10 protein-coding genes are annotated in these 11,999 nt (G+C 73.8%); 2 read left to right on the plus strand and 8 right to left on the minus strand.

Translation table 11 applies throughout. From position 1 onward, the window contains the following. Positions 1-124: 124 nt before the first annotated feature. A complete protein-coding gene (locus NUM_RS27465; RefSeq protein WP_207127826.1) occupies positions 125-556 on the plus strand; it encodes a pyrimidine dimer DNA glycosylase/endonuclease V in 432 nt (143 codons plus the stop codon). A gap of 40 nt (positions 557-596) precedes the next feature. Beyond that, positions 597-1,853: a cytochrome P450 family protein gene (locus NUM_RS27470; protein WP_207127827.1), complete on the plus strand. Its 1,257-nt coding sequence runs from the start codon at positions 597-599 to the stop codon at positions 1,851-1,853. Between the two features lie 58 nt (positions 1,854-1,911). On the opposite strand, the gene NUM_RS27475 is transcribed toward NUM_RS27470, so the two are convergent. The 8 genes from NUM_RS27475 to kdpF form a co-directional block, all read right to left on the minus strand. After that, positions 1,912-2,691, minus strand: coding sequence for a rhomboid-like protein (locus tag NUM_RS27475; protein WP_207127828.1), 780 nt, complete (start codon positions 2,689-2,691; stop codon positions 1,912-1,914). 120 nt (positions 2,692-2,811) lie between these two features. Next, positions 2,812-3,342, minus strand: coding sequence for a DUF1269 domain-containing protein (locus NUM_RS27480; protein ID WP_207127829.1), 531 nt, complete (start codon positions 3,340-3,342; stop codon positions 2,812-2,814). 148 nt (positions 3,343-3,490) lie between these two features. Next, entirely contained in the window at positions 3,491-4,174 is a 684-nt protein-coding gene (locus tag NUM_RS27485) for a response regulator (protein WP_207127830.1), read from the minus strand. Next, the gene (locus NUM_RS27490; RefSeq protein ID WP_207127831.1) at positions 4,171-6,954 is read right to left on the minus strand and encodes a sensor histidine kinase; all 2,784 of its coding nucleotides are present in this window, start codon (positions 6,952-6,954) and stop codon (positions 4,171-4,173) included. The genes NUM_RS27485 and NUM_RS27490 overlap by 4 nt, the downstream gene beginning before the upstream one ends. 28 nt (positions 6,955-6,982) lie before the next feature. Further along, positions 6,983-7,864, minus strand: a complete 882-nt coding sequence (locus NUM_RS27495) for a potassium-transporting ATPase subunit C (protein ID WP_207127832.1) — start codon at positions 7,862-7,864, stop codon at positions 6,983-6,985. Next, positions 7,864-10,017, minus strand: coding sequence for a potassium-transporting ATPase subunit KdpB (gene kdpB / locus NUM_RS27500; protein ID WP_207127833.1), 2,154 nt, complete (start codon positions 10,015-10,017; stop codon positions 7,864-7,866). The genes NUM_RS27495 and kdpB overlap by 1 nt, the downstream gene beginning before the upstream one ends. 29 nt (positions 10,018-10,046) lie before the next feature. After that, positions 10,047-11,708, minus strand: coding sequence for a potassium-transporting ATPase subunit KdpA (gene kdpA / locus NUM_RS27505; protein WP_207127834.1), 1,662 nt, complete (start codon positions 11,706-11,708; stop codon positions 10,047-10,049). Then, positions 11,705-11,797 (minus strand): K(+)-transporting ATPase subunit F, encoded by a 93-nt coding sequence (gene kdpF, locus NUM_RS27510; protein WP_207127835.1) that lies wholly within the window; start codon positions 11,795-11,797, stop codon positions 11,705-11,707. Before kdpF ends, kdpA begins: the two co-directional genes overlap by 4 nt. Between the last annotated feature and the right edge of the window lie 202 nt (positions 11,798-11,999).

Genomic DNA, 11,999 nt, shown 5'->3' on the forward strand with positions numbered 1-11,999 from the left:
GTGCCCGGTCCGCCCGTTCCGATGGGCACCCGCCTGCCGATTCGGGGATCGCTACGCTCGGAGCAGGCAGCCGGGCAGCCGGCGCGGAGCGCGCCGCCGGGCCGGCCGAGGGGGTGAGCGACCGGTGCGGTTGTGGTCGCTGCATCCGCGCTACCTGGACCGGCAGGGCCTGGTCGCCTGCTGGCGGGAGGCGCTGCTCGCGCAGCGGGTCCTGGTGCGTCCCGGCCGCGGCTACACCAACCACCCGCAGCTGCACCGGTTCCGGGCCCAGCCCGAGCCGGTGGCGGCGATCGGCCGGTACCTGGCCGGGCTCGCCGACGAGGCGGACCAGCGCGGCTACCGCTTCGACCGGGGCCGGATCGAGCAGCGCCCCGGCACCGTGGCACGGATCCCGGTGACCCGCGGCCAGCTCGACCACGAGCGCCGGCACCTCGCCGCCAAGCTCGCCGACCGCAACCCGGACCGGGCCGTACTGCTGCCGGCGGTGCCGTCGCCGCACCCGTCGTTCGTGGTGGTGGCCGGCCCGGTCGAGGACTGGGAACGCACCCCGCGGTAGCACCGGCGGCCCGTGCGGACGCGCCGTAGGATCGGCGGCGATGGAGGATCCTTCGCCGTTCACCGAGACCACCGGTACCGCGCGGTTCGCCGCGTACCGCGAGCTGACGGCCGCCGGGCCGGTGCGCCAGGTGACGCTGTTCACCGGCGTCCGCGTCTGGGTCGTCGCCGGGTACGACGAGGCCCGCGCGCTGCTCACCCACCCCGGCGTGGTCAGATCCACCGACGAGGTGCCGCACCGCGACGTGCTGCCCGCCGAGCTGGCCGCCGCGATGAACACGCATCTGTTGTCCGCCAACCCACCCGAGCACACCCGGCTGCGGGCGCTGGTGTCGGCCGGCTTCACCCGCCGCCGCGTCGCGGAACTGGAACCGCGCATCACCCGGTTGGCCGGCGGGTTCGCCGACGCGATGGCCGCCGCGGCCACCGGCCCGGACAGCGCCCCCGGCACCGGGAGCGCGCCTCCCGGCGGCACCGCGGAGTCCAGCGCGCCGGTCGATCTGGTCGCCCGGTACGCCAATCCGTTGCCGGTGGCGGTGATCGCCGAGCTGGTCGGGGTGCCGGCGACCGACCGGGACGCGTTCCGGCACTGGTCCTCGATCGTCAGCTACGGCGCCGTGTACCCGGCCGACGTCTGGGTCGGTGCGACCCGGGAGATGGTCGACTACCTGCGCGGGCTGATCGCCGCGAAGCAGGCACGGCCGGCCGACGACCTGCTGTCCGCACTGCTCGCGGTGCGCGCCGAGAGCGGCGACCGGCTGTCGGTGGACGAGCTGACCTCGATGGTGTTCCTGCTGCTCGCCGCCGGGCACGAGACGACCGCGCACCTGATCGGGACCGCGACCTACCGGCTGCTCACCGCCCCGGACCGGCTCGCCCTGCTGCGCGCCGAGCCGGACCGGCTGCCCGGCGCGATCGAGGAACTGCTGCGCCTGGACGGCCCGGTGCAGTCCACGATCCCGGCCTGGACCACCACCGAGGTACGGCTGGGCGAGGTCACCATCCCGGCCGGGCAGGTGGTGCTGGCCGCGGTGCTCGCGGCCAACCGCGACCCGCGCCGCTACGCCGAACCCGACCGGCTCGACCTGGACCGGCCGCCGGCCCAGCACCTCGCGTTCGGGCACGGCATCCATCACTGCCTCGGCGCGCCGCTGGCCCGGCTGGAGGCCCGGATCGCGCTGCGTACCCTGCTCGACCGGTTCCCGCGGCTGCGGCTGGCCGACCCCGACACCGAGCCGGAGCGCCATCCCGCTCTGCTGTTCAACGGCCTGCGGGCGCTCCCGGTCCGGCTGCACTGACTCACCGCCCCGACGAGAGCGCCGTTCCGCCGCTGGCGAGGGGCGGTTCGGGCGGCGGTCAGTGGCGTGGGGTGCGGCGGACGGTGAGGCGGCCGGCGAGCTCGTCGACCGGCACCGGTACCCGGGTGGGCCGGATGGCGAGCAACAGCAGCGCGGCGCCCAACCCGCACAGCGTGGCGAGCAGGTGGCCCAGGTCCCAGATCGTGTGGTGCACCAGTACCGGGGTGAGCACCCCGAGCGCGAGCACCACCGCCCCGGCGACGCGCAGCCAGCCGCGCAGTACCAGGACCGCCGCCGCGCAGCAGGCCACCATCACGTAGCTGACGCCGACGTCGGTGGACAGCGCGAGCGAGCGCGGCGCGGCTCCGGTACGGATCGCGTGCAGCTCCACCACCGCGGTCAGCAGCGACCCCAGTACGTGCCCGGCCAGGCCGACGAGCACCAGCCGGGGCGTGCCGTAGCGGCGCTCCGCGTACGCGACGACGACGGCGAACACCGCGAGGTAGCCCACCAGTCCGGCACCGCGGTCCGCGACCCACAGTCCGCTCGCGACCAGCACGCCGACCGGCTTGGCGTGCAGGCCGACCAGGTTGGTCGACTGGATCGTCGTCAACACGGTGATCAGCCGCGGCGGCGCGGCCCGCTGTACCAGCGTGGAGGCGGTGAAGATCGCGCAGTAGGCGAACGTGGCGGGCGCGGTCAGCACCCAGGCGTGCAGCCGGTTGGTCCACCGGCCGAGCCGGCGCACCAGCCGGGCCGCCGGCGCGGCGACCCGGGCGACCGCACGCAGCAGGTACCAGAGGATCGTGACGGCGAGCAGCACCGCGACCGTGATCATCAGCCCAGTGTGGTCGGCGCACCCCCGGCGCGGGCCCGGATTCCGCCCCACAGCGGCCGAGCACGGCCCGCGGTCAGCGGTACCGGCCCGCTGGCCGCGGGCCGGGACCGTGGTCGAGCGTCAGCCGGCGGCCGGCGCGCCCTGGGTCCGGGCGGCTTCCTGGGCCCGCTGCGACACGTCGCGCAGGTGCTGCTCGGCCTCGGTGCTCAGCGAGGTGTGCAGGATCTTGCCGCCGAACTGGTACTGCGCCAGCTCGGTGGCGACCTTGTCGATCGTCACCTGATCGACCAGCACGAACAGCGCCGCGGTACCGGGGCGCAGCTCCGAGCCGACCTTCTTCATGAAGCCGTCGTCGACCCCGACGTCGGTGAACTTGCCGGCGACCGCGCCGCCGGCCGCCCCCAACGCCATGCCCAGGAACGGCGCGAAGAACAGCAGCCCGATCAGGCCGCCCCACAACGCTCCGCCGGCGGCACCGGCGCCGGTCAGGTTGCGGGCCTGGTGCAGCTTGACCTTGCCGTCCGGTTGGGCCTCCACGATGGCCGCGTCCCGGATCGAGATCAGTCCCTGTTTCTGCAGCTCGAACAGCTTCTCGCGGGCCTGCTCGGCTGTGCCCACGTCACGGTAGGCGATCGCCGCCAGATCACTCATTCGTCCCCCCGGATACGTCGTGACCGACGCGGTCGATCCTAGGGCGGCCGGCCGCCCGGCAGATCGATACGCGGAAATCCGTCCGGCGCTTCGGCGGCGGTCGCGGACCGCATGATCGGCGCCGCCTCGGCGCCCGATCGGCAGCGCCTCACGGCTGGAAGCGGTAGCCCATGCCCGGTTCGGTGATCAGGTGCACCGGCCGGCTCGGGTCGGCCTCCAGCTTGCGGCGCAGCTGCGCCAGGTACTGCCGCAGGTACTGGGTCTCGTCCCGGTACGTCGGCCCCCACACCTGCTGCAGCAGCTGGCGCTGGCCGACGAGCTTGCCGGGCGAGCGCAGCAGCACCTCCAGCAGCTGCCACTCGGTCCTGGTCAGGTGCACCGTCCGCGCCGGGTCGTCGGTGCGGTACACCCGCCGCGCGGCCAGGTCGACGGTGTGCGCGCCGATCGGTACCGCCGGGGGCTCGTCGGCCGGGCCGAGCCGCCGGGTCACCGCGCGCAGCCGGGCCACCAGCTCCTCCATGCTGAACGGCTTCGTCACGTAGTCGTCCGCGCCGGCATCCAGCGCCTCCACCTTGTCGATCGCGTCGGACCGGCCGGACAGCACCACGATGGGTACCGGTGTCCAGGTACGCAGGTCGCGGATCAGCTCGGCACCGTCGATGTCGGGCAGCCCGAGATCGAGGACGACCAGGTCGGGATGCTCGTCGGCGGCGGCCCGCTGGGTCTGCGCGCCGTCGGCGGCGGTCACCACCTGGTAGCCGCGGGCGGTCAGGTTGATCCGCAAGGCGCGCAGGAGCTGCGGCTCGTCGTCCACGATCAGCACCCGCGTCATGCCCGCTCCTCGTCGTCCCGTACCCGGGCCGCCTCGACGTCGCCGGGCCGCGCACCCCGGCCGGGCCGCGCCGCAGCATCGCCGCCGGGCCCCCCATCAGCGTCGCCGCCGGACCGCCCACCAGCTTCGCGGCCGTGGAGCGCAGCGCCGTCCGGGTCGAGCCGCGCAACGGCGTCCCGGCCGCGGCGCCAGGCAGCGACGCGGCGCAGCGCCGCCTCGGCTGGTGGCTGGTCCGCGCGTCCGACCGCGTCCTCCACGACCGGCAACCGCAGGGTCATGGTCAGCCCGCCGCCAGGCGTGTGCTCCGGGTCGAGCGTGCCGTGCATCGCCTCGGCGAGCCCCCGGGACAGCGCCAGGCCGAGCCCGACGCCGGTCTCGTTGTCCCGGTCGCCGAGCCGCTGGAACGGCAGGAACACGGTGTCCCACTTGCTCGCCGGGATGCCCGGTCCGTGGTCGACCACCCGCACCGCCACGTACCCGCCGTGCTCGCTGACCGACAGCTGCGGCGGCCGGTCCGCCGGGCTGTACCGCAGCGCGTTGCGCAGCAGGTTCGCCAGGATGCGCTCCACCAGGACCGGATCGGCCCGTACCTCCGGGGTGTCGTCCGGGATCCGCACCGGTACCGGCCGGGCGGCGGCACCGATCTCGTCCAGCGCGGCGGCGGTGGCCTCGGCGACGCTCATCGGCTGCGGCCGCATGGCGAGCGCGCCGGCCTGCAGCCGGCTCATGTCGAGCAGGTTGTCGACCAGCCGGTGCAGCCGGCCCAGCGACTCGGCGACGGTGTCGACCAGTTCGGCCCGGTCGGCGGCCGACAGGGTGACGCCGGGGCTGCGCAGCCCGTCGACGGCGGCCATCGCCGCCGCGAGCGGGGTGCGCAGGTCGTGGCTGACGGCGGACAGCAGCGCGGTGCGCAGCCGATCCACCTCGGCCATCGAGCCCGCGGTGGCGGCCTGTTCGGCGAGCCGCTGTTCCCGCAGCGCGAGCGCGGCCTGGGCGGCGAACGCCTGGACGACCCGGCGGTCGGCGGCGGCGAGCGGGTGGCCGCGCATCGCGAGGCAGGTGTCGCCGTCGACCAGGATGTCGGCGTCGGCCTCCCCGGGGGTCAGGCACGGTGGCGCGCCGACGGTGGCGGCGACCGACCAGGCCTGCCGGTCGTGCTGCACGTCCGGGCTGTCCGGTACGGCCGTGCGGCGCTCCAGCAGCGTCACCGCGGCGAACCGGTACGTCTCGCGCAGCTGGCCGAGCAGCGCCCGCACCGCCGGGGAGCCGCGCAGCACGCTGCCGGCCAGCGTGAACAGCGTCTCCGCCTCGGCCCGGGCGGCGGCCGCCTCCCGGGTACGGCGGGCCGCGACGTCGACCGCGACGCTGACCGCCACCGCCATGGCGAGGAAGACCGCGACGGCGAGGACGTTCTCCCGCTGGTTGATGGTGAGCGTGTGGTACGGCGGGGCGAAGAAGTAGTTGACCAGCAGCGAGCCGAGCACCGCGGCGGTCAGTGCCGGCCACAGCCCACCGACCAGCGCGACGACCACCACCCAGGCCAGGTACAGCAGGATGTCGCTGGTCAGGGTCAGTTCGCCGCGCAGCTGGGTCAGCGCCAGCGTCAGCAACGGCAGCCCGACCAGCGCGAACAGGAAGCCGAGCAGCCGGCGCTGGGCGCTGAGCGCGGCCGGCGGCGCGGAACGTCCCCGGCCGCGGTGCACCTGCTCGTGGGTGACCAGGTGCACGTCGATCGAGCCGGACGCGGCGGTCGTGGTCACCCCGACCCCGCGGGACAGGAGCTGGGCGAACCGGTTGCGCCGGCTGGCGCCGAGCACCAGCTGGGTGGCGTTGACGCCGCGGGCGAAGTCCAGCAGCGCGGTGGCGATGTCGTTGCCGACGACCTGGTGGTACGTGCCGCCGAGGTCCTCGACCAGGGTGCGCTGCGCGGTCAGGCTCGCCGGGTCGGCGCCGCCGACCAGGCCGTCGTTGCGGGTGACGTGCACGGCGAGCAGGTCGGCGCCGGTGGTGCGTTCGGCGATCCGGGCGGCCCGGCGGATCAGCGTGCCGCCCTCCGGTCCGCCGGTCAGCGCCACCACCACCCGTTCCCGGGTCTCCCACGGCTGCGAGATGCGGTGCTCGGCCCGGTACCGGTCGAGCTGGTCGTCGACCTTGTCGGCGAGCCAGAGCAGCGCGAGCTCCCGCAGCGCGGTCAGGTTGCCGACCCGGAAGTAGTTGGCCAGCGCCGCGTCGATCTTGTCGGCCCGGTAGATGTTGCCGTGCGCCATCCGGCGCCGCAGCGCCTCCGGGGTCTGGTCGACCAGCTCGATCTGGTCGGCCCGGCGCACGATCGCGTCCGGCACCGTCTCGCGCTGCGGTACCCCGGTGATCTCGGAGACCACGTCGTTGATCGACTCCAGGTGCTGGATGTTGAGCGTGGTGATCACCACGATGCCGGCGGCCAGCAGCTCCTGGACGTCCTGCCAGCGCTTGGCGTTGGCCGAGCCGGGCACGTTGGTGTGCGCCAGCTCGTCGACCAGCACCACCTCGGGCGCGCGGGCGAGCACCGCGGCGAGATCCAGCTCGGTGAACCTGGCCCCGCGGTACTCGATCGTCGCCCGCGGCACCACCTCCAGCTCGCCGAGCATCGCCTCGGTCTGCGGGCGGCCGTGCGTCTCGACCAGGCCGACGACCACGTCGGTACCGCGCTCGGCGCGCCGGCGGCCCTCCTCCAGCATCCGGTAGGTCTTGCCGACGCCCGGCGCGGCGCCGAGGTAGACGCGCAACAGTCCCTGCGTCATCGCCTGGCCGAGCCTCTCGCGTTCATGATCACTGTCGGTAAGGGTACTTCGCGTCCAGGGCGTGGTTGAGCTCAACCACGTCGACCGCCGGCTCGCCCATGAACCCCAGCGCCCGGCCGGTGGTGTACCGGTCGATCAGCGCCCTGACGGTCGCCGGGGCGAGGTGCCGCTCGCGGGCGATCCGGGGCGCCTGCAGCTCCGCGTAGGCGGTACTGATCTGCGGGTCCAGGCCGCTGCCGCTGGCGGTGACGGCGTCCGGCGGTACCGCGGGGTGGGTTGGCGCGTCGCCCCGGACCGGCGTGACCACCGCGTGCGAGTAGTCGGCGCCGTACCGGGCGCACGCCACCCGCACCCCGTGGTACCGGGTCAGGAACGGGGCCGCCGGGCACTGCTGGTTCAGGCTGACCACCCGGGTGACCGCGCCGCGATCACCGTGCGTACGGAACACCCCGAGCACCGCGCCCACCCCGGTGGAGGTGCAGTACGGCCGGGAGGAGTCCACGTGCTCCAGCCGCCCCACGGCGAGGCTGCGCGCGCAGACCTGGGTGAGCAAGCTGGGCGTACCGGTGTCGTGCTCGTCGGCGGGGTTGCGCAGGGTGTCCACGACGCTCTCCGGCCCCAGGTTGGACGCGCCGGTCGCGGTCGGGTCGTAGCCGCCGGCCGACGGCCGGGACTGGAAGTACTGCACCAGCGGCCGGCCGTGCGCGTCGGTGAACGACTGGCCGATCAGCGAGCTGCCGACGGCGCGGCCGTGTTGCGAGAGCACCGAGCCGCTCGCCTGGTCCCGCAGGCCGGGCAGCTGCACGAGGCCGGTGACCAGCAGCGGGTAGGCGACGCCGGTGAGGACGGTCAGCACGAGCACGGCCCGCAACGCGGCGACGTGCGCTCTGATCCAGGACGGTACACGCATCACGAGATCCCCGGGACGAACTGGATGACAAGGTCGATGAGCTTGATCCCGACGAACGGCGCGACGATCCCGCCGAGGCCGTAGACCAGCAGGTTGCGGCGCAGCATCGATGCCGCGTTCGCCGGCCGGTAGCGCACCCCGCGCAGCGCGAGCGGGATCAGCGCCACGATGACCAGCGCGTTGAAGATCACCGCGGACAGGATCGCCGAGGTCGGACTGTGCAGCCGCATGACGTTCAGCGCGTCCAGGCCCGGGTAGAGCGCGGCGAAGATCGCCGGGATGATCGCGAAGTACTTGGCGATGTCGTTCGCGATCGAGAACGTGGTGAGCGCGCCGCGGGTGATCAGCAGCTGCTTGCCGATCGCGACGACCTCGATCAGTTTGGTCGGGTCGGAGTCCAGGTCGACCATGTTGCCGGCCTCCTTGGCCGCCGAGGTACCGGTGTTCATCGCCATCCCGACGTCGGCCTGGGCCAGCGCCGGCGCGTCGTTGGTACCGTCGCCGGTCATCGCGACGAGCCGACCGCCCTGCTGCTCCCGCCGGATCAGCGCGAGCTTGTCCTCCGGCGTCGCCTCGGCGAGGTAGTCGTCCACCCCCGCCCGGGTGGCGATCGCGGCCGCGGTGCGCGGGTTGTCGCCGGTGATCATCACCGTCCGGATGCCCATCCGGCGCAGCTGGTCGAACCGTTGCGCCATCCCCGGCTTGACCACGTCGGCGAGGTGGATCACGCCGAGCACCCGAGCGCGGCCGCCGACCCGCTCCCCCACCACCAGCGGGGTACCGCCGGCCGCGGAGACGTCGTCGACGATCGCGTCGATGCGGTCGGGCACCGTACCGCCGGCGGCACGGACCCAGTCGGTGACCGCGGCGGCGGCGCCCTTACGCAGCTGCCGGGTACCGGTGCCGGCCGGCAGGTCGACGCCGGACATCCGGGTCTGCGCGGTGAACGGCACCCACACCGCGCCGGTGAGCTCGCCGGCCGCACGCTCGCGCAGCCCGTACTCGGTCTTCGCGTGCACCACCACCGACCTGCCCTCGGGCGTCTCGTCGGCGAGGCTGGACAGCTGCGCGGCGTCGGCCAGCTCGGCCGCCGACACCCCGCCGACCGGGACGAAGCCGCTCGCCTGCCGGTTGCCCAGCGTGATGGTGCCGGTCTTGTCCAGCAGCAGCGTGTCCACGTCCCCGGCGGCCTCGACCGCGCGGCCGCTCATCGCGAGCACGTTGCGCTGCACCAGCCGGTCCATCCCGGCGATGCCGATCGCGGACAGCAGCGCGCCGATCGTGGTCGGGATCAGGCACACCACCAGCGCCACCAGGACGACCCCGGTCACGCCGTGCGCGTCGATGGTGGCGCTGTCCGGCGCGAACGCCTGCGCGTGCCGGGCGAAGACCGCCATCGGCTGCATCGTCGCCACTGCCAGCAGGAACACGATCGTCAGCGTGGCGAGCAGGATGTTCAGCGCGATCTCGTTCGGCGTCTTCTGCCGGTTGGCGCCCTCGACCAGGCCGATCATCCGGTCGATGAAGCTGTCCCCGGGCCGCTGGGTGATCCGCACGACGATCCGGTCGGACAGCACCCGGGTACCGCCGGTGACCGCGCACCGGTCGCCGCCGGACTCGCGGATCACCGGGGCCGACTCGCCGGTGACGGCCGACTCGTCGACGCTGGCGATGCCCTCGACGACGTCGCCGTCGCCGGGGATCACCTGGCCGGCCTCGACCAGTACCAGGTCGCCGCGGGCCAGCTGCGGCGCCGGTACCGGCCGCTCGACCGGCGCGGTGGCACCCGGGGTCCAGCCGACGAGCCGGCGGGCCAGGGTGTCGGTCTTCGCCCGGCGCAGCGCGTCGGCCTGCGCCCTGCCCCGGCCCTCGGCGACCGCCTCGGCCAGGTTCGCGAACAGTACGGTCAGCCACAGCCAGCCGGCGATCGCGGCGCCGAACACGCTCGGCGACACGGCGGCGAGCACGGTGGTGAACACCGAGCCGACCTCGACGACCAGCATCACCGGGTTGCGCCACAGGGTCAGCGGGTCGAGCTTGCGCAGCGCCTGCGGCAGCGCGGCGAGCAGCTGCCGGCGGTCGAGCAGCCCACCGGCGCGCACCCGCGGCGCCGGCCCGGTGGCCGGCGGTACCGCGACTTCACGGACAGACATGACGTCCTTCTGTTGTCTCGTCAGGGGTTTCACCGCACACCTTCGGCCAGCGGGCCGAGCGCGAGCGCCGGCAGGAAGGTCAGCGCCACCAGGATCACCGTGACGCCGACGAGCATCCCGACGAACAGCGGCTGGTGGGTGCGCAGCGTGCCGGGCGACTCCGGTACCGGCGACTGTCCGGCCAGCGAGCCGGCCAGCGCGAGGACGAACACGATCGGCAGGAACCGGCCGAACAGCATCGCCAGCCCGGTCGCCGTCTCGTACCAGGTGCTGCCGACGCTCAGGCCGGCGAACGCGGAGCCGTTGTTGTTGGCCGACGAGGCGAACGCGTACAGCACCTCGGACAGCCCGTGCGCGCCGAAGTTGAGGATGCCGGCCCGGCCGGAGGCGGTGGCGAGCGCGGCGGCGGTGCCGACCAGCACCAGCGCCGGCATGGTCAGGAAGTACAGGCTGGCGAGCTTGACCTCGCGGGCGCCGATCTTCTTGCCCAGGTACTCCGGGGTGCGGCCGACCATCAGCCCGGCCAGGAACACCGTGAGCACGGCGAGGATCAGCATCCCGTACAGGCCGGAGCCGACCCCGCCCGGCGCGACCTCGCCGAGCAGCATGTTGCCGATCGTGATCCCGCCGCCGAGCGCGGTGTACGAGTCGTGGAACGAGTCGACCGCGCCGGTCGAGGTGAGCGTCGTCGCCGCACCGAACGTGGCCGAGTTCAGCACGCCGAACCGGGTCTCGGTGCCCTCGGTGGCGCCGCCGACGGCGCTCGGCACCGTACCGGGGTGCATGCCCTGGGCGACGTTGATCAGCACCACGCTGCCGATCGCGAGGACCGCCATCGCCGCGACGATCGCGTACCCCTGCCGGCGGTCGCCGACCATCCGGCCGAACGTGCGCGGCAGGCTGAACGCGATCAGCAGGATCAGGAAGATCTCCACCCAGTTCGTCCACGCCGTCGGGTTCTCGTACGGGTGCGCCGAGTTGGCGTTGTAGAACCCGCCGCCGTTGGTGCCGAGCTCCTTGATGACCTCCTGGCTGGCCACCGGGCCGCCCGTCAGGTGCTGGGTGCCACCGGCGATCGTGTGCACGTCGGTACCGGCGGAGAGGTTCTGCACCGCACCACCGGCGACGAGCACGACCGCGCCGACGACCGCGATGGGCAGCAGGATGCGTACGGTGATGCGCACCAGGTCGACCCAGAAGTTGCCCAGCTCGTCGGTGCGCCTGCGGGCGAACCCGCGGACCAGCGCCACCGCCACCGCGATCCCGGTCGCGGCGGACACGAAGTTCTGCACCGCGAGGCCGGCCATCTGCACCAGGTATCCCAGCGTCGACTCGCCGGAGTACCACTGCCAGTTGGTGTTGGTGACGAAGCTGACCGCGGTGTTCCAGGCGCCGGCGGGTGCGACCGCGGGCATGCCCAGCGACAGCAGCAGCTGGTGCTGCAACCGCAGCATCAGGTACAGGAACAGGATCGAGGCGGCGGCGAACGCGAGCACGCTGCGCGCGTACACCGACCAGGTCTGCTCGCCGTCGGCGCGCACCCCGATCAGCCGGTACGCGAGGCGCTCGACCCGCAGGTGCCGGGTGCCGGTCACCACCCGGTACATGTGGTCGCCGAGCGGACGGTGCACCAGCACCAGCGCGACGACCAGCGAGACGACGAACAGGATGCCCGCGGTCGTGGCGCTCACGAGAACCGCTCCGGGCACAACAGGGCGGCCACCAGGTACCCGACCAGCGCCACCACGACGATCAGGCCCACCACGTCGACGACGGTCACAGCCGCGCCACCGCCCTGACCGCCAACGCCAGCAGTACGAACGACGCCAGCGTCACGAGCACGAAAGCCACGTCAGCCATCGCGCCTGGTCCCTCCCCTCGATCGGTGGGCGCCCGGACGGGCTTGCCGTGATCGAGTGAAGTACCGGCCGGGTCGGCGGGCCACGGTCGTTGACGCGAAAACAACGGCCGCCGGGCAGTTC

Origin of the sequence: Actinocatenispora comari (assembly GCF_017312725.1) — a bacterium.
In the GTDB taxonomy this organism is placed as follows: Bacteria; Actinomycetota; Actinomycetes; order Mycobacteriales; family Micromonosporaceae; genus Actinocatenispora; species Actinocatenispora comari.